At 41.7% G+C, this 19730-nt stretch carries 13 protein-coding genes and 1 pseudogene; 10 read left to right on the forward strand and 4 right to left on the reverse strand.

Translation table 11 applies throughout. The features are described 5' to 3' along the window. Window positions 1-226, forward strand: a pseudogene (locus NAT51_RS16080) (IS110 family transposase); the annotation flags it as partial. A 250-nt stretch (window positions 227-476) separates the two neighbouring features. Beyond that, complete coding sequence (locus NAT51_RS16085) at window positions 477-1073, forward strand: hypothetical protein (protein WP_250600475.1); 597 nt, start codon at window positions 477-479, stop codon at window positions 1071-1073. A 273-nt stretch (window positions 1074-1346) separates the two neighbouring features. Here NAT51_RS16085 and NAT51_RS16090 read toward each other — a convergent pair whose 3' ends face one another. The 3 genes from NAT51_RS16090 to NAT51_RS16100 are packed head-to-tail and all read right to left on the reverse strand — an operon-like array spanning window position 1347 to window position 10052. After that, a complete protein-coding gene (locus NAT51_RS16090; RefSeq protein WP_250600477.1) occupies window positions 1347-4826 on the reverse strand; it encodes a DUF6443 domain-containing protein in 3480 nt (1159 codons plus the stop codon). 6 nt (window positions 4827-4832) lie between these two features. Beyond that, window positions 4833-8387 (reverse strand): RHS repeat domain-containing protein, encoded by a 3555-nt coding sequence (locus tag NAT51_RS16095; RefSeq protein ID WP_250600479.1) that lies wholly within the window; start codon window positions 8385-8387, stop codon window positions 4833-4835. Between the two features lie 3 nt (window positions 8388-8390). Then, complete coding sequence (locus NAT51_RS16100) at window positions 8391-10052, reverse strand: T9SS type A sorting domain-containing protein (protein ID WP_250600481.1); 1662 nt, start codon at window positions 10050-10052, stop codon at window positions 8391-8393. Between the two features lie 124 nt (window positions 10053-10176). On the opposite strand from NAT51_RS16100, the gene NAT51_RS16105 reads away from it, so the two are divergent. The 5 genes from NAT51_RS16105 (at window position 10177) to NAT51_RS16125 (ending at window position 14823) form a co-directional block, all read left to right on the forward strand. Then, on the forward strand, window positions 10177-10392 hold the full coding sequence (locus NAT51_RS16105; protein WP_250600483.1) for a hypothetical protein: 216 nt from the start codon (window positions 10177-10179) through the stop codon (window positions 10390-10392). A 391-nt stretch (window positions 10393-10783) separates the two neighbouring features. Next, window positions 10784-11479 carry an alpha/beta hydrolase gene (locus NAT51_RS16110; protein ID WP_250600485.1) on the forward strand — a complete coding sequence of 232 codons (696 nt, stop codon included), beginning with the start codon at window positions 10784-10786 and terminating at the stop codon, window positions 11477-11479. A 953-nt stretch (window positions 11480-12432) separates the two neighbouring features. Then, complete coding sequence (locus tag NAT51_RS16115; RefSeq protein ID WP_250600487.1) at window positions 12433-12744, forward strand: hypothetical protein; 312 nt, start codon at window positions 12433-12435, stop codon at window positions 12742-12744. Between the two features lie 70 nt (window positions 12745-12814). After that, window positions 12815-13483 (forward strand): hypothetical protein, encoded by a 669-nt coding sequence (locus NAT51_RS16120; protein ID WP_250600489.1) that lies wholly within the window; start codon window positions 12815-12817, stop codon window positions 13481-13483. Between the two features lie 419 nt (window positions 13484-13902). Beyond that, window positions 13903-14823 (forward strand): hypothetical protein, encoded by a 921-nt coding sequence (locus NAT51_RS16125; protein WP_250600491.1) that lies wholly within the window; start codon window positions 13903-13905, stop codon window positions 14821-14823. A 117-nt stretch (window positions 14824-14940) separates the two neighbouring features. On the opposite strand, the gene NAT51_RS16130 is transcribed toward NAT51_RS16125, so the two are convergent. Beyond that, entirely contained in the window at window positions 14941-15690 is a 750-nt protein-coding gene (locus tag NAT51_RS16130; RefSeq protein ID WP_250600493.1) for a hypothetical protein, read from the reverse strand. A gap of 815 nt (window positions 15691-16505) precedes the next feature. Here NAT51_RS16130 and NAT51_RS16135 point away from each other — a divergent pair. From NAT51_RS16135 to NAT51_RS16145, 3 genes are all read left to right on the forward strand, one after another. Beyond that, on the forward strand, window positions 16506-17651 hold the full coding sequence (locus NAT51_RS16135) for a DUF6600 domain-containing protein (RefSeq protein ID WP_250600495.1): 1146 nt from the start codon (window positions 16506-16508) through the stop codon (window positions 17649-17651). Between the two features lie 193 nt (window positions 17652-17844). Beyond that, window positions 17845-18417: a Crp/Fnr family transcriptional regulator gene (locus NAT51_RS16140; RefSeq protein WP_250600497.1), complete on the forward strand. Its 573-nt coding sequence runs from the start codon at window positions 17845-17847 to the stop codon at window positions 18415-18417. Between the two features lie 95 nt (window positions 18418-18512). Further along, window positions 18513-19727 carry an MFS transporter gene (locus tag NAT51_RS16145; protein ID WP_250600499.1) on the forward strand — a complete coding sequence of 405 codons (1215 nt, stop codon included), beginning with the start codon at window positions 18513-18515 and terminating at the stop codon, window positions 19725-19727. Window positions 19728-19730 lie beyond the last annotated feature (3 nt).

The raw sequence follows: 19730 nt of genomic DNA on the forward strand, positions 1-19730 counted from the left end.
AGTGAGTAATATGGCTGATAAAAAGATGAAATCGCTATTACAAATGTGTGCTTTATCTGCAATTAAATATGACCCGCAGCTTAAAGAATATTATAATAACAAGAAAGAACAAGGCAAAAATGGCATGTTAGTTTTAAACAATATAAGATGCAAAATTATAAGTAGGGTTTTCTCTGTGGTTAGCAGACAAACTCCGTTTGTAGATATCTATAAATTTGCATCTTAATTGTTTAATTAAAGTTGTTTTTTATCATAGAATGCGCTATCGGGTTCTAAAACTTTAACTCAATCTGATTTTTCAATAAAAACTACAACTTTTACAGCTGTAGTTTATATTCTTTGTGGGCACGGATTGCAAATCCGCGCGATCGGGGACTTTGAGCAGCGGGGAGGAACATTTTTTAAATATTATTAAAATAAAATATATTTGATAATAAAGACTTATCTTGACAAAAAAACTAAACTTTAATACAAATATGAAAAACTATGTAATGTTGATATTTTTAATTTTAGGCCTTACAATGTCTTATGGACAAAATAATAATATCAATTCATCCAATTATTATGACTATTATTTAGATTTTCCCGCAAAGAAAAAAAAAGGTCTTCAGGGCAAAACGCTTACAACAAATTGGCTGAGATTAAACGAAGTTATTCCTATCATAATTGAAGAGCTAAAAAAAGCTGGGTATAAAGGAATACATACTAACGAACTAGTAAAAATCAATAATGAACAGTCCATAATAATTCCCGTATATAGCAAAAAGTCCAACTTTGGCTTTCTATATATTGAAATCCATGCAGCAATTCCAAATAAAAAGCATCGAATTGAGAGAACTCAAAAGGAAAGTATGGGAGTTGATTATATATACTGGAAAGAATTACCAACAGGTGAGTCAGTACCTATTAAAGTTGAAAAACTACCTGAAAATATTTTTGTGCTTAATGAAAATTGTTATTGGTATCAATACACCGAAAACCCTGTTGATCAAAAGCAATTAGTCTCAAAGGATGATGCTTATAAAATATTGATTGAAGACATAAAAACTTATCTATTAAACAAAACAAGATAAATTAAGATGTTTTTTCTTTCAATAAAAACGCCCAAGAAGTTTTGAACTTTTTGGGCGTTTAATTTTAGATGTTTTTCATTTAACATTGATTATTCATGATAATTTTTATTATCCAGATAATAATCAAAAAAATTAAAATTATATATGCTCTTATGGCATTAAATTGTCGATAATAATCTTTTCGATAAAAACCCTTGAGGTCATTCTTTCTTAAGCAGTAATAGATTACTAATCCTAATACTAAAAAGAATAAAAAAGTACAATCATTCATAATTATTTTTTTTCAATATCTTTCATTTCTCTGTATGGTCCGGCTTTGCTATCCATTGCAGCATCTGCGGCACGGTCAGCTCCGACTGCGGCTGTTTCAATTAATGTCTCAGCAGCAGGTTCACCAAAATGTGAAAGCCCAGAGTTTAAAGCCCCAGGAACGATTTCCATAAGAGCTTTGGTAATTGCTTTTTCTTTTGTCAATTTTCCTTCATAAATATCTGCTCCTACTTCTAGTAGCGTTCCTAAAAGCGATACATTACTTCCTACCTTCACCATTGGAGCTCCAGCTTCCGCAAAAACACCTGTCAATGTAAGACTGGTACCTGAAACAATTAATCCATCTCCAATATTCTGCATAGCAGTCGCTACACCTCTAACTTTGTCCACTCCACTAATCTCTGGAGTATTATTAAGTGGACTAATATTATCTGAAGGAGAATATGTCCCATCAGAATGATAATTAATTCTATAAGTCCCTGTATCGTCGGTTACAATTTTTGAATATTCTTTCCCTAAATACATTTCCCCAGCTCCTAAAGCTCCCATTGAAGCACTCGTTAGGGTTAATTTGTCATCCCACACAATGTAACCTTGCGCATCTCTTTTCCAATCATCTGGAGCCATCCCATCTGGGTCAGTAAAACGTATTGGATTATTAAAACAATAATTATAAGGACTATACCTTCTCATTTGTTCTGCCTTTGGGTCAATATTCATCCATCTCCCAATTGCTACATCATAATTCCTCGCTCCATAATCATACATATTAAGCCCCAATTCATCCTGAAACTCCTTCCCGTTGTATTTATACTTATGATTCAAATAAGTCCCACTGGTCAGGATATAACCCCAGTCCATCGGGTTTTGATCCGGCTCGTTGTAGCCTTTGTGTTTCAATCCAAACGGGTAATAATTGCTTTCTTCCACTACATAAGGCGTTCCGCTACCGTCATCGGTATAAGTAACCCTCACGTTACCCAAATGGTCTTTATGGTTAAAATAATACACATAACCATCCTTATCATTCTTGATAAATCCTTCCGCGTGAGGAATAAACTCCAGCACTTCGTCTTTGTACTGGAAACCACCCGCCATATAATCTGTCTGGGTCAGCTTCTGTACATAGGTCACTGGGCCTACTGACGAGTTGGTTGGCGTGGCGTTGTTGTTTGCCATTGCTCCCTTCATTTCAGATCCACCTCCTCCGCTATAATCTGGCTGGTAATAATGCACTTTCTTTGCCTTTTTACTTCCTGCCGCATCGTAAATATACTCAATTTTGGTTTGTTTGCCGTGCGGGTTGTAAAAAGTAATGGTGAACGGCAGGTTCAAATGGTTGTAGCTGACGTTGGTAATCGCCTTGTTGTCGTCACGGGTCATGTTCCCGTTGGCATCATAGGCATAATCATCGTTGCTGGTTCCATTCGGGTCCATGTTCTCGGCAAAACCTTCCAGTGAGCTGCTCGCATCGGTTACACTCAGCAAACGGTTTTTATTGTTGGGATCATAGGCATACACCAGTTTGTCCACCTGGATTTCATAATCTTCCGCTTCATAGCCTCCGGTACGTTCCAGATCAGTGATGTTCCCGTTTTTGTCATAACCGATGATTTCTTTATAGGCGTTCACCACACTGGCATTGTCAGGTCGTGAGTAATTGGCTTCTAACAATCGGTTCAGGTGATCGTAGGTATAGGTATACTTACGCTGTTGGTCGTCATACAGTGTACGCCATTGGGTTTCCGAGATGTTCCCGTTGAACAACGCCTTACTGTTGTCGGCCGGGTTGTTGTAACTGATCTTAAAAGCAAACAAATCGTCTTTGGCTCCTAAATCAGTACTAATGAGTCCATCGGTATCGTTGATCGATTTCAGCCAGCCGCGGATGTTGTATTGATAATCCAAGTTTTGCAATGCAGTATAGCTGGTGGCACTACCACCCACTTTTTTATCCTTTAATTGACCCAGTTGATCATAGCTGTTGTCGGCCAACAACTGTACATCACCCCCGTCAACCTGATGGGTATGCAACTTCAGTCGGTCCTGGTCTGTATACGTAAAGGTATCGGTGGTAAGTATTTCAGTGTCATTGCTGGTTCTTGTATGCCTTGTGATGGTATACAAGGTCTTGCCCATGAAGTCCAGCTTACTGTCCACCTCCGTATACCCTTCCAGATAGTTGTCGGTACGGGTACGGATGGGACGCATTTTTAAATCATAAAAAGTATACGAATAATCCCAGTAACCGTCATTCGGGCCTGTCAATATTCGTACAAGTGTTCCTGTAGTTTGCCCTTTTACCTGTGTATTTACGGTTTGTCCTTCAATCTGGCTTGGTATTGCAAGTCCTGGATTGTGGCTGTAGTTGTCGTAATAGTTTTTGGTCAATACGTCATTATTACCCAAGGTATACGGATTGCTGCCCCCATTAACGGAACCCTGTTGGGTGCTTCTCGCATTCGGGTCGATTGTGGTGGGTAGCCAACCTGTTTGCGTGGGTCTTCCGTACACATCATATTGGGTCACCATCACACCCTGCGTTCCGGTTCCCCACGGTGATAAAGCCGGCCCTATCGCTACCGGCCGGTCCTGTAAATCATACACGATAAATTCCCACTGCTTGCCCGGCAGTTTCTTTGATACCAAACGGTTGCGGTTGTCGTACTGGTACTGGTAACACAATCCGTTAAGGGTGTTGCTGTCGTAAGCGGAATTCGCCAATGGCGGGATGACATACGCTAAATTCCCAAACTGGTCGTACACATAGTACGTCTCATGCGCGTCATTGATATTAAAAGTCCGTTTTAATACCACCTTACCGGCCTTGTCCTTGAACTCCTGTGTGGTATGGTTGTTCCCGGAGGTCCAGTTCTCATCTTTTGTTATGGTCAAATACAATTCATTGGCCGCATAATTTGTGGTTTGACTCAGGGTATTGGTATACGCCAGTAACGACCCGTTCCAGGTAGCTGTTGCCTTAAAGAGTTTTACGGCATTGGTTCCGGTGGCTTCATTGCTACTGTACTCAAATCGGATCTCATGGTTAGCCCCCATTCTCCAGGCTTCGCCCGGTGCGGCCTGTTTCAACACACGGTCAAGGGGCGAAGCCTCCAATAGCTTTTCGCTGTACGGGTAAGCCGTGGTTTCCCCGTTGGCCGGAGTGGTATAATACGTATTTTGGGCCGTAACGGCACTGCTTAAATAATCCAGTGTCGATACACCCGACACAAACGGTAAATAGTCTTTCACCGCTCTGCCGTAAGCATCGTATTCGATGTGGGTCACGATATTGTTCCCCGTGCTGCTCATCGCGTTGTCTACTTTCTGGATGAGGCGTCCCAGTCCGTCAAAATAAGTCACCGTGGTCTGCGGTAAGGTGCCGTTTTCCCCACGGTAGGTTGTGGCTTTTGTATAGTTCTGGTTGGTGCTTTGCGCTAAGGCAAATCCCGGTACCATCAATAGTAATATCAGTTTTTTCATCTTGCCTTAGTGTTTGAAGTTTTGGTCAAATGTCTTGATCACATTGTTCTCATTATCCTTGATCTGCTTCAGACGATGCAAATCATCGTACTCATACGTTGTTTTTTTCCCGTTCGGATCATACATTCTCACAAGTAAATTCGTAACCGACTCATATTCAAACACGCTCACCTGTGCATTCGGGTACTGTCCGATGAAGGTAATGGCATTGGCGATACTACTGGTATTCGGGTCCAGTGTCCCCGTAAAGTTCTCGATCTTGGCAATCACCTGGTTATTGGCATTGTACAAATACTTGATTTTTACCCCTCCGGTCAACGACATCAGCGTCGGATTGCCCTTACTGTCATATTCTTCAAACGCAGCACGCTCTTCTATTGGTTGTGTCCCTTTGGCGGTATAGATTTTCTGGGGTACAACTTTAGTACTTGAAACTATCTTATAGGTAGTACGTTTCTTGGTCAAGGTCTCCGAATTATCAGATTGCTTTACCTCAATCGGTGAAGCAACATTATTTTGTGCAAGCATTAATGCATAAGCATCTGTCTGATCGGTTGTCAGTCCGGTTAACGTACCGTACTGGTTCACATACACACTTTCGCTTTTTTGGGTTGTACCATCACTCATTACCGTACTTACTCTGGTAGGTAATCCTCTTAAACTGCCATATTCATAGCTTTGTGTGGTAACGATCTTTTTAAAAGAGGCTTCTATCTGGCTTTGCGGAATGTATCCATCCGGGTCACCAATTATCAAATCAGGATTGTCATACGTAAAATTAACTTGTGATCTCTGGTTATACTTGATGTAACTGCTCATCGGCACCGGATCAATATATTCGGTGGTGATGGTTTTATCCAGTTTCTGATTAAAAACATAGGTATAATAATACCCGAAATAAATACCGTACAATCCGTTCAAAATAGTCCGGGTACTGTTATAATCATTCGGATCGCTCAGGCAGAAATTCATACCGGTAACATACTGGCCAATAATTTTATTTCCAAGGAAGTTGGTAATCTTCTTTGAAAAATCTTTTTCAATTTTATACTGGGTTTCCTGCTCTTTTATCTTAAACAATGCTCCGTCTTTTTTAACATAATGTCTTTCAGTCAACAGTTTACCGTTAAACTGGCTCTGTTCGTTTTTCTGATACGTCTTATAATCGTCGATCACAAATTCCATGAAGGTATATTTAGGAATGCGGTCTTTCCAACAAACCGGATGCCATCCGCCTCCCAAAACTTCATCCCAACAGCCGTCATCAGCCGTTGGAAGTCTTTTCACATCGGTATTTCTGACATGCAAAAAGGTTTTTTCAATACCTCCTTTTTCAAAATTATCTCCTCCAAGGCTTATGGATACTACAGGAAAAATTTCCGAATCATCCAGTACTGTATTGTATTTATTTAAAAACTCCGATGAAAGATTGGCATTGATCAATCCCTGTTGTTCTGTACCAAGTGCATAAGAATAAGAGATTTTAGGGTAAAGTTGTAAATCAGGCACTTTGGAAAAATCATTATACCCGCCATTGATTGTACCGTAATAATATCTGTTTTCATGTGTTTTTACATGGTCATGGTTATAATTCTTCTCACTCTTAAGTCTGATTCCCATTCCTTCTATGGCAGTGTAACCTTCAAAAACATTAAAATCCAATCCGGCTTCAATAACGGCCTCATCATCACTCACATAATTATCTTTTAATTGGAGTTTAAAATTATAAACATGGTCTTTTTTAAGCTCAACCATTCGCACCGGACTAAGTTCACTGAATAATTGGGTAAAAGTCTGTGTAGTATTGGCAGTAACATCCTGAATGATAAATTGTGCACCTTTATTCTGTAAAAATGTCGAATTGGTATGCTCCGAAGCCTTAAGACTGATTTTGAACTTTATATATTGATCTTCATAAATATTCGGACGCGCAACAAAATCATTAAGCAAAGGATTAAACCCTGGACATTCCATTACATACGGATATTCATTGATGTTATCAATATAACTGTTAACATGGAAACTATAACGTTTGTGGACTGGCTTTTTTGCCGGTGACGGTTCGTACTCAAAGCTTGAATATCCTTTAGTAGGATACGTTATCTTAATCAGACTTCCTTTTTTACCTTTACTGAAATCCGGACTCAAATCGGCAAAGTAAAGGGTGGAGTTGAAATTAAAATAGCGGGGGTCATTAGCAATAAGGCTACGGTTCGGCTTCCCATTGTAATACCCTGCAAAATCCCGGCTGTTCGAAGGGTCTATATCAAGATTACCGGGTGATTGAATTCGGTTAGGCAAATCATAAGGGTTATCATAATCAAAAATATACGCTTCACTCTTATGTCCGGTGATATCCAAATCTTTGTCTATTTCCAGCTTGGTTAAAAAGAAACGGGAAACATTCGCAAAATCATTCTCCGTACCTGTTGGAGAAAGCTTAGCCCCATAGGTAAAGTTGATCTTTTTCAATAATGTTGACTGACCACTTGTATTTACAACTGAAATAGAATTTAAAACACTGGTAAAGTTGTAGTTATCATAATCGGTACGGTTGAAAATCACTTCAATAGTATTATTCAGACTTTTGATTTTTTTCAATCGTTTTAAATCATTGATCCGCGTAGAATAAATATTTTTATTGAACTGTCCCAACACATTTGGCCCATAAGCATTAATCGCAGTCGTCATACTATAACTCTTGCTCAGGTCCTGTCTTCTCATGGCAACAGTATCGTATTCGAACTCTATGGTTCCGTTTACAGGGTGCTCAATTTTAAACAAGTAAAATGAGGTAATACCGTCAGTATCCAGAGACGGTGCTCCTGATACCACACGCGTACTTTCTTTGGCAGTGCCGCCAAAATAATACTTCACTCCGGTTGGAGTAGTGATCATAAAAGTATAATCATTTAAAAGTTTTGCTTTGTTGGTACTTCCGGTTCCGATGATTTCAATCTTTACTTCATTCTCATTCAGTATATTCACGGCATTAAAGTTATTGTCTAGGTAAAACGATCCTGAATAGCCGTCAAAATTATAATTGAAGATATCCACCTCCGTATTATAATCCCTGTTGTAATAAGCCATAGACCAGTAATACTGGGAGTAAGGTGCACACAAACTGTCTGCATTCGTTTTCATATGGGCTTCGTCAATCACGGGTCTTACCGTTACGCCTTCATCCACACCGTCTTTTATTTGGCGGGTAATAACACCACCGGCACTCAAATTCCAGTTGATCCCTACCCAGGTTGCCATATCTTCAACCTTTACACCGGCACCTGAATACCCAAGTGAAATAGCTGTGTTCAACTGTCCGGCTACATAATTATAAAGTGGAACGCTGGTACTGAGTTTTCCTTTATACTCGTTTACGGTGTTTTTTCCATACTCCGTAAATGAAAAGGCATCCGGAGAAGGAGGAATAACATCAGGTAAAGTGGTTTTTAGTAAATCGACTTCCTCGTTCTCTGTACGGGCATTTACACCCGTCTTGGACTGTGAAAAGGAAACCATGCTCCACAATAATAGCGATATAATGATTCTATAATTCTTCATCTCTTACTTCTTTAAAATTTTAACGGCCTGGGTTCCGTTGTTGGTACTCACATTGATTAAATACACACCCTGCGGTAAATTGGTCAGGCTGAACGGGATTTCCGCTTCGCCTTTCAGTTCTTTCACCAGTAACTGTCTGCCGCTGATGTCATACAACGTGGCTGTTCCTCTTTCATATTCAAAATCAATCGATACATTGGTCACGTTCATTGTCGGGTTCGGGTAGGCACTCAAAATCTTCTCGATCTTCTCCTTTTTAGTATTCTTCAGTTTCACCACCCAGTAGTCGTTGCCGCCTATCTTATTGTTCTTGTCCCTCGATTTCTCGCCGTTCGAAGTTCCGGCCAGTAAATAACCGCCGTCTTCGGTAGGAATGACTCTTTTCAGTACTTCATCACCACGGCTGCCTACGGCCTGTGACCATAGTTCCTTTCCTTTCGGGTCGATTTCCAGTGCGATATAATCATTGATGCCTTCTTTTTCTTTGCTGATATGGATACCTTTTCCGTCACTCTTCAGTTCGCTTTGCGCAAATCCGCCCAATAGTATCTTTCCGTCTGCTGTTTCGGTCATGCTCGACAACACGTCTTTCGATCCGAAGTTGTAGGTCTCCTGCCAGTCGGTTACACCATCTGTATCGAGTTTCACCAGCCAGAAGTCACTTCCCTGTGCATTGGCTTTGCTCTTGTTGCTGTTTTTGGACGCACGGTTGCCCGTTCCGCCAGTTTCCTGTCCGGAGTTCCCGCCGATCACAAATCCGCCGTCATGCGTCTGGATCAGACTCACCAATACATCATCACCGGTACCGCCAAGCGTTTGTTGCCAGATGATTTCACCTCTACCGTTCACTTTCATAATCCAGTAATCACCTAAACCAATCGGATTGGTATTTTTATCACCTGATTGGGTCGAGTTGGAATAACCGCCCAGTAAATATTCATTGTTCGCCAAAGGTTGTATCACTTTGAGTTCATCCTGGAATTTTCCGCCCAGGGTCTTCTGCCAGGTCACATGCCCGCCTGCATCCAGTTTCACCATCCAGAAATCCAGTCCGCCTCTCGATGCTTCTTTCTTCAAATTGGCAGTAATGTTACCGTTTACATCGGCTTTGCTTTTTGGGGAACTCGACGAACCCGCAATCGCATAACCGCCATCTGCCGTTTGCACGATACTGCCCAGCTTTTCCTGTCCGTTACCTCCAATGGTGTTCTGCCACTGGATGGCACCGCCGCTGTCAATCTTCACGATCCAGTAATCAGTCGAACCCTGGCACACATGGATCTTATCACCGGTCTTGCCCGAAGAAGAAATCCCTGCAAGAATATACCCGCCGTCTGAAGTAGCCTTGACCGACTGCAATAAATCCATATTCGACCCGCCATAGCTCTTCTGCCAGATAAGATTATTGTTCGCATCCATCTTGCATACCCAGTAATCCAGATCACCATTGTTGGCCTGGGTCATGTTCCCGGTACGGTTGGACGAAGTACTTCCGGCAATTAAAAATCCGGAATCCGAAGTGGGGATCGCATCAAACAGATACTCCTGGCGGTTACCACCAAGCGCACTCTGGTACGACACCTGCTGGTCCTGTGCATAAGAAGAACCCGCACAGAAACTCATGAGGAGCATAGTGAATGCACCTCTGGTGTAATTTTGTAGCATAAGTGTGTGATTAGGGACAATTTAACTCCCGGTTATCAAGCCGGATAAGTTTTTCTATTTTTCGCTGCAAACTTAATAGATTAATTCTTACGATTTGTCAGTAAAAACACTTAATTTCAATCTATTGAAATTCAATAAATTAAAAACCAAATTAACCTGTATTTTCTTATTAGATGCTTTTTCTATAATAAAGGTTGGATTATTAGATTATTCGATTGAAAAATTGAAGGATTGGGCTTCGGCTCCGCTCAGCCACCGTTTGAAGGATTATTGGAATTTCCCGGTTACGTCAGTTCGTCTCGTTATTTATAAAGAAATTAAGCAACAAAGTGAAGAATAATTGTCTCGGGAACCCTTTAAGAATTTCCCCCGCCCGTCAACGACATAGATAGGCAAAAGTCTTCGGATTTGGAAGCGAGTGTCAAATAGTTGAAGAATCCGTAAAAAGAAAATCATTCCGTTTACGTCAGTTCGAGTGTTTTGTGTAACGTAGTGGAACAAAATGTATCGAGAACCTTTTTGAAATTTGGAATTTTCCCTCCCGTCAAAGACATGCAATACTCATAACCCCAAACAACAAACCCCAAACAACAAACCATAAACCCCAAACAATAAATAACTAAACCCAAACTCCCAATTAATTTCACTAACTTTAATCTGAAAATCAACACATTACTTTCACCACCCTGAATCCCACTGCTTACATTTTTTTAAACTTTTAAATCAGTACTATGGCCACAAAAGATTTAAACATTGTATTAGTCCACGGAGCTTGGGGAGACGGCTCACATTGGCAACACATCATTCCGGCACTTCACAAAGCCGGTTACAAAGTCAGAAGCGCACAAAACCCGCTGACATCACTCGAAGATGATATCCAAAAAACAACAGATTTAATCGATGCACAGGAAGGAAAAGTACTCCTCGTGGGGCATTCCTACGGAGGCTCGGTAATATCAGGAGCAGGCAATCACGAAAAAGTTGCAGGTTTGGTTTACATCGCCGCTTTCGCTCCTGATAAAGGGGAAAGTCTGGGCAGTATTTTTGCACGCCGCGATAACCCTCCGGGAGGAGCAAGTATCTATCCCGACAGTAAAGGTTTTCTTTGGATCAAATACGATGAATACCACAAAAGCTTCTGTCAGGACCTCAATGAAGACGATGCTGTGGTCATGTCCCTTGCACAAAAACCCATTCACAGCTCATGCTTCGGGGCCGAAGCCGGTGATCCCGCCTGGAAAAACAAACCTTCATGGTATCAGGTTTCTGAACAGGACAACATGATTCCGCCCGAAACCCAAAAAGAAATGGCCCAACGCATGAACCCCAAAATAACCATCCACCTCGACGCCGGACATGCTTCTCTGGCCTCACGCCCTAAAGAAATAACCGACTTAATTCTTGAAGCGGCACAATCCATCGGTTAAAAAATTCCAATAGATCTTCCACCCCCGAAACTCCGGGGTTGGAATTTCTCTCCCGTCAAAGACACACCGAAAGCCCCAACTCCGACCTCATAGCATAATCCGTAAAAAACAACGAAGGATGTAGCGGCAGCAACCCGCGTAGCCGAGGAGGCACGACGAGCGGTTCGGGTTGCGGAGCGGAATCCTGAGATAGTTTTTAGGATTGTGATATGCAGTCTTGACTTTTTGTTTCTTTTGTGTCAAGACAAAAGAAAAGAGAATAGCCGTATCCGACGCAGGTGGATGCAGGTAAATTAATTCAGACCCTGTCAGCATTACGCAACGCAGTGAAGAATAATCGTATCGGGAACCGTTTAAGTATTTTCCCCACCCGTCAAAGACATACGATGAGCACTCCATCGGCTTCGTACTCGCAGGCGAGTTTCCAATCATTGAAGAATCCGTAAAAAGAAAAGCTGTCTGAGCCCGAAGGGTGAGTTCTTTTCTTTTAGGATTCGAAATGCAATTGGAACGCCGAGAGTACAAGCCTTGATTTTTTGCCGTGCCTCGGCCTTAGACGAGGTTTCTGCTTGTCTCGGCCTTAGACGAGACATCAAGGCAAAAGAAAAGAAGAAAACCGTATCCGACGCAGGAGGATGCAGGTAAAAATCTTTCTCTTGAGCATCAGGGCAAGATGACGCATTGAAAAAGAATTACATTAGAAACCGTTTTGGAATTTAGTTCTTGGAATTTGGAATTACTCCCCGTCAACGACATACGACACTCATAACTCATAATTCAGAACAAACCATAAACTATAAAACCACTATTTCATATATTTGCCCCGATAGCATAGATTTTAACCGGGACTTCATCCAAATCGGCGAAATAAATCCTTGCTCCAAGCTGACATGAACGTCCTGTACAACAAACCATAAACAACAAATTACAAACCATAAACAAGAAAAAACAAATTGACAAAAACATCCAAAAAGGAATTGGTAATTAAAGTTTTAAAAATAACTTCATGCATTCCGTTACTACCCTATCCCATAGTACTTCTGGCTAATTTAATGTCACTGATGGGACACCGTTCCGGCGATGAATCCGATGCACTTATCATCAATACCTATGCTTTCCTGATTGTTTCCACTCTTTATCCGGCAACAATGATTTATAGTCTAGTCTGCAATAAAAAACAAAGAATCATTATTGCTATCCTCCCTTTAGTACACCTGGTTGCCAGTATTTATTTAGGCATCAAATGGATGAATACCATGAGTTGAACAATACATTAAATCAAAAGCATTCCATATATTTGAATGCATTACAAACAACCGGATAAAACCTAAAACAATGTCACAAGTAATCGATACCCTCAAATATGCTGCTAAACTTTCCTCCATATCTGTTTTCAGCTTTATAAAAATCAACTTCCTGAATGTCATCTCTACTTTAGCCATAATCATATTCGGGTACATTTTTCTTTCTGAAAACATCAATCCCGGAGCTTCGGCACACGTCAGTCCGATCCCATACCTGATCATGATCTACGGAAACAGGCCTGTGGGCACCATTTTATGGCTGATCGCTTTTCTGGCCGGACCTGTGGTGCTTTTCATCATCGGCAATAAATACATCATGACTAAAGTGATTAACAGGCTTATCAGCGACAAATCAGATAAAATAATTTACCCGTTAATGGATAAGTTCCTACTCAAATTCAAAAGACCGGTCCTACTCAAAACTGCCGGTGATTTCTCAGTTGAAAAGATGAAACTGATCCAGAATATCAAGAACGAAACCGAAAATAAAATACTGAAAAAGGTAATCGTCTTCGGAATGGAAAAAATTAAAGTGGATGATATCGATTTCAATGATGAAAACCTGGACTTTAACGACATTATCAAGACCAAAACCATACAGGTACTGTCTGCCGTTACCGAACCAAGCAGAAACCTGATCTGGTTAATTCTGGGTAGTCAGTGGTTAATTGTACTCTTCATTTATTTTACAAAGTGGTAGACCATTATCAATTCAAATCACCACACCAAAATATACAACCCCAGCCTGTAACTACTACAGGCTTTTTTATGCCATAAATCCCCCAAACACAGACATCCCACCCATAACCACAAACAAATAACCCCAAACTATATCCATTAGAGCCATAACTCACTACTTATAACTTATAACTTATAACTCATAACTTATAACTCATAACTCATAACTATCTTTTATCTCCATCTCTTCCAAAATCATTATCGATACAATCACTAAGGACTCTCTACTACTCACTACTCACTACTCACTACTCACTACTCACTAATCACTAATCACTAATCACTATTTTATCAAAAAAGGGGGTTTTTCCTTACCATGTAAGAAAAAAATTACATTAATTTTAGTTTTTATTTTATTAACACACTAAAAAACAAACGATTATGAAAAACTATGTTAAACTATTGGCATCCGTGACCATCATGGCTGCCGCGTTTGTTTCCTGCGAAAAAAATGATGACTTACAGGAAACAAAAAAGACCGGAACAACTAATAAAGCAGTTCAGCAGGCACTGGCTCCCTGCCCCACTACTTACGCATTGGTGTTGTCCGGATCTGCAGGTACTCCGGTCCCGGCGGGAATGGCTTCCACTATCTTTAAAGTAGATTTATGTTCATCACCAACGGGCTACAACTTTGTTTCGCAAATACGTGTCGGACTCACACCGGTGACTTCCGTAACAGGTTTGTGTGACATGCCGGGCGTTCCTGATTTTGCATGGGCGGTAACCGGAATCAATTCCAATTTCCCGGGTAAATTGCTAAGGGTACAAATCTCCACAGGTAGCGCCAGCGTAGTGGCTACTACTACAGTTCCGTTGCAGGATATCGAAAACTTCGGTAACACGGGCTTGTTCGTAGCCATCAAAGAAGGTACGTCCCAATTAATGAAAGTAAGCGTTCCGGGAGGGGTATGTGTGGCTTTCGGCCCTATTGGCCCAACTCCGCAGTATAACGGGTTAACAGTGGTAGGAAACAATTTCCATGCAATCTCCGGTTTAACGAATCTGATCTGTAGCCCAACCCGCGGGGATATCTTCGAATATCCTTCAACAGGTGGTCCTTACGTTGCGAAGTATTCGTATAAAAACCTGACAGCAAATCCAAGCTGGACCATGAAAGAACTCGGATTCTATTTTGACAGCTGCTGTGGCAAAAGATGGACAGTCGGAAGTTCGTCAGGAATCATTTCACACAATATCAATATTACACCGTGTGTCCTGCCAAACCCTACTTTCCTGCTGAATACAGCCACAACAGGACAAAACTATTGGTATATCTATGATTTTATGGGGAAATTATAGTAAAAACTAATATAAAGTATAATGATAATGAGCCATTCCTGCCTTTTCCGTACACCAGCCAGGTCCCGGAAAAGCAGATCTGGCTCATTCCAATTATATAACCAAATTCAACAATACTTACAATACTTCCAGAATATGAAGCACATTCCTCTTCTCATTCTTAAACGGATATCGCTCACCATTCATTTCCTGAAAAAAGGATAAGGACAGCAAAAACAATTTCCTTCCGTCTCCCTCCGGAATAACATTGGGTACAAGTTCCAAATCCATGACAGAAGCACTTGCCGGAATAATAGCCGGTTCACTGTAAGCAATCACAGAAGAACCCGGTTCACTGTCCAAATGCAGTAGAGCCCCCTGAAAACGCACATGCGTGGCTCCTTCCGGAAAAACCAACTCCCTACCGGGATCAAAACCGGAAATAAGAATACTGCCGCTTTCAGGATCTACTGTCCAATTGGCCTTCAGCACACTTCCCAAAGTCGCATTCCCATTGAAATCAAAACCTTTCAGAAGACGCCGCCCTTCAGTTGTTTCCAAACCCCTCCACACTTTCCGTTGTCCTCTCGGAGAAACTGAATCCAAGTCTTTGATAGAACCCAACAAACGCTGCATCCTGCTTACTAACCGGTCATCCTTGGCTTTCGACACTAAAGGGAGTATGACATTCCGCAATGATTTTCCATATGCACTGCAATGCCCAAACTCACTGTTATTCTCACGCGTACGCTCAAAATTAGGATTGTTTTTAATGCGTTCACCTTGCATTCCATCCTTTCTTCTCACACAATGGATTCCGTTTAGTCTATAAAAAACCAAATCTTCAAGACTCCCTTCAAAATGTATTATACTTTTTACTCTGGCCATAATTTTAATATATTACAGAAATTACTCACAAATAATACAAATACCGGACCACTCTTTAAATCTTCTTTAGCCAAGTCTGTCAAAAAGCAATTAACCTGCATAATAAGACATCAAAAAGTCAATAATAAGTATGGGTTGACCCGTACTTGACCCGTATCAAAGTGTAGTATAAGTAGTATATAAGTACAGTTACATTAACAGATCATTGCTTTTTAGATAAGAAATCATTAATCTAACAATCCTTCATATGATAGCTAAGCTACTCGAAGCCAAGTAGCATCAAAGTAATGTTAAACTGTTGAATCATCCGGTCACTATATCCCTCAGACATCTTAAAAGTTATTTCTCCCGTCAAAGACATACGGTGCGCAAAAGTCTTAGGGTTCGCAGGCGATGTTCCGTTCCTTGCAGAATCCGTAAAAAGAAAAGCTGTTTGAACCCGAAGGGTGAGTTCTTTTCTTTTAGGATTCAAAAGGAAAATGGAACGCCGAGAGCCCAAGACTTGACTTTTGGTACTTTGTGTCAAGACAAAGTACAGAATTAAGCCGTATCCTGCTGCCAAGCAGGAAGTAGGTAAAAAGAGGATTTCCAATCTTCCAATCGGTGGCTGAGGTGTCACACTGAGCTTGTCGAAGTGCTCTCGAAGCCCAATCCATCAATCTAATAATCTATAATCTAACAATCCAAAATGGTAATTCCATAACATTGCCTATTATTCCTATAACACTAAAAACCATCCATTTAATACCTTTACTCCATATAATTTGTATTCAGCTAATTATAAAAAAGAATGAATGCATATAAACACAGAAATCATGAAAACAATAAGAAACATAACAGTCTTGTTGTTACTTTCAATAGGAATAGCAGGACTAACACCGCAAAAAGCCATGGCACAAACCTCCGTGAGCTTTCAGTTGTTCTACGATAATCTGAGTGTCTACGGTAACTGGATCGATAACCCCAACTATGGTTACGTATGGGCTCCTAATGTGGGCGCAGGCTTTGCCCCATACAGAACTAACGGATACTGGGCCTATACCGATATGGGATGGACCTGGGTGTCCAATTACCCTTGGGGATGGGCACCTTTCCACTACGGACGATGGTTCTATGACCCGCATTACGGATGGTTATGGATGCCTGACAACCAATGGGGTCCTGCCTGGGTAACCTGGAGATACTATGACGGATACTACGGATGGGCAGCCATCGGTCCCGGAATCAGTATCGATATTGCTTTCAGTAGTGGCTATCATGTGCCTTACAATCATTGGGTATTTGTTAAGGAAAGGGACTTCTGCAGAAGAAATATCAGCAATTACTATGTCAGCAGTTCCAGCTATAACACGATTATAAGTAAATCCAAAGTCATCAACAACACCAGGGTAAACAACGGTGTACGTTATGGTGCCGGCCCGGGAAGGGAACACGTACAGAAACGTGTAGGTACCGGTATTAACCAAACCCGTATCAGGGGAATGGATAAACCAGGTCAGCGAGTAACCCAAACCGAGATGCAGTTGTACAAACCACACGTTAAAAGGGAAGCCAACAGAAATGCGGCTCCATCCAAAGTCATGAACCGTAAGGAAACGGCTAATATGAGGGAAGCCAGACCGGCCACAAGACCTAATGTCAATAAAGAGCAAAGAACCCAACCGGTCAGACAAAGGGAAATACAGAGGGATATGCAAAGGGAAAACCCGAGAGAGCATCCACAACGGAACAAACCCGATAAACAACGTGCTGGACAAAGGGAAAGGGAACCTCAAATGCAAAACCGCATGGAAAGACCAACACCAATGCAACAGGACATGGACAGATCCCGTAACGACCGTCCCCCTATGATGGAATCCCAAACCCGAAGACAGGAAATGCCCCAACAAAACAACAGGGGTTTACGTCCTGTAAAACAAAAAACAGGCCGCATCCTGAATCAGGAACACCACGGTAAATAAACAATAAACAGTAATCTTTATACAAACCCGGCAGATTATAACCCTGCCGGGTTAATTATATAAGAAAACCACTATTTTTGTAAGTCTATTAATCATAAACGGTGGCTGAGCTCCGGTTGCTGAGCCTGTCGAAGCATCGAAGCCACAAGTCTAAACAAGTCTAAACAAGTCTAAGTAAGTCTAAGAAGTCTAAATGGAATACCAATACAATCTACTCCGCACCCACATTGAAGAACTTGTCTCCCTTACTGATGAAGAATGGGACAAAGTAGCTTCTTTCTTTAAGTACCGTAGCCTCAAGAAACACCAGTTCCTGGTTCAGAAAGAAGAAGCCGTTCCTGCCGAGTTCTGGATTATCAAGGGACTTACAAAAGCATACGCCATTGACCCTAACGGAAAGGAACACATCCTCCAGTTTGCCATGGAACAGTATTGGACTACCGATTTCAATGCTTTCCAGAATCAGGTACCGGCTACTATCTTTATCGACTGCATAGAAGACTCCGAATTCTTCTCCTTACGTCTGGAAGACCGCGAACGCCTTTGTGTTGAAGTTCCGAAGATGACCAACTTCTTCCGAATCAAATCACACCACGGGTATATTGCGTTACAACAACGCATATTATCGCTTCTCACGGAAACCGCCGAAGAACGCTACAATAACCTGATCAAGAAGCTCCCAAGGCTCATCCAGCGAGTCCCTAAAAAGATGCTCGCCGCTTATCTGGGTGTAACCAGGGAAACACTCAGCCGCTTGAAAGGATAATGTGATGTACCTCACTTTAAAAGGTTGACTTACCTCCTCGCACAGCTCTGACTTCAGCCGCAACTTTGTACTGTTAATTTTTAGCAGTATAAAACATGAAATCAATAGAAAGTGTAAACACTCTTGAAACCTATAAGGAATCCTTTAAAATACCTGCCGCTCTTTGGGCTCTTACCATCAGCGCCTTTGGTATCGGCACCACAGAATTTGTAATCGTGGGGCTGTTGCCCACTGTAGCCGCAGACCTGGCTATCAGTCTCCCTTCTGCCGGCTTGCTGGTTAGCCTGTACGCTATAGGTGTCGCCATCGGTGCTCCCATTCTCACCGCTCTCACGAGTAAAATCCCCAGAAAGAAACTCTTGATTTATTTAATGGTTTTATTCGTTGTGGGTAATGCCCTGGCTTCTATCGCTCCAAGTTTCGCCACTCTGGTAATCGCACGTATCATAACTGGTTTTGCTCATGGGGTGTATTTCTCCATCGGGTCTACTATCGCAGCGGCTTTGGTTCCCGCCCATAAAAGGGCTTCAGCTATCTCGATTATGTTTACCGGGCTAACCATAGCAATCGTTACCGGTGTGCCTTTCGGTACGTTCATCGGCCAGCAGTTCGGATGGCGCGCTACCTTCATCGGTGTGGCGGCATTGGGAATCATCGGTCTTATCTCCAGCTGGATTCTGGTACCGGGCCAAATTAAGAATGAACAGAAGTCTTCTTCTCTTTGGAACCAATTCAAAGTATTATCAAACAAACATCTTGTATTGGCTTTCCTGATGACGGCTTTTGGATACGGCGGAACGTTTGTGGCGTTTACTTACCTGTCTCCTATCCTGCAAAAGATAACGGGTCTGACGGATACATTAATCAACATCGTTCTGATGGTGTATGGCATCGCTATTGCGCTTGGGAACCTTATTGGTGGTAAAGTGGCCAATAAGCAACCGTTAAGGGCTTTGTTCTGGATGTTTATCTTACAAGCTATCGCGCTTTTTATTTTCACGTTCACGGCCAATGACCTTATACTGGGCCTGATAACATTATTCATCATGGGGGCTCTGTCGTTCTCTAATGTCCCCGGACTTCAGCTGTATGTGGTACAATTAGCCGAAAAGCACATGCCGGGCACCGAAGATGTGGCTTCCGCCTTTAACATCGCTGCTTTTAATGTGGGTATTGCCATCGGGGCTTATGTGGGCGGACTCATAGTGGCTTCCCGTCTCGGACTCGGAGCTACTCCATGGATTGGCGCCATACTGGTAGTGTTGGCAGTTGTCATTACACTGATCAGTACCAAAATCACTAAAAAATAAATA

The sequence above is a fragment of the Flavobacterium amniphilum genome (assembly GCF_023634845.1).
GTDB lineage: Bacteria > Bacteroidota > Bacteroidia > Flavobacteriales > Flavobacteriaceae > Flavobacterium > Flavobacterium amniphilum.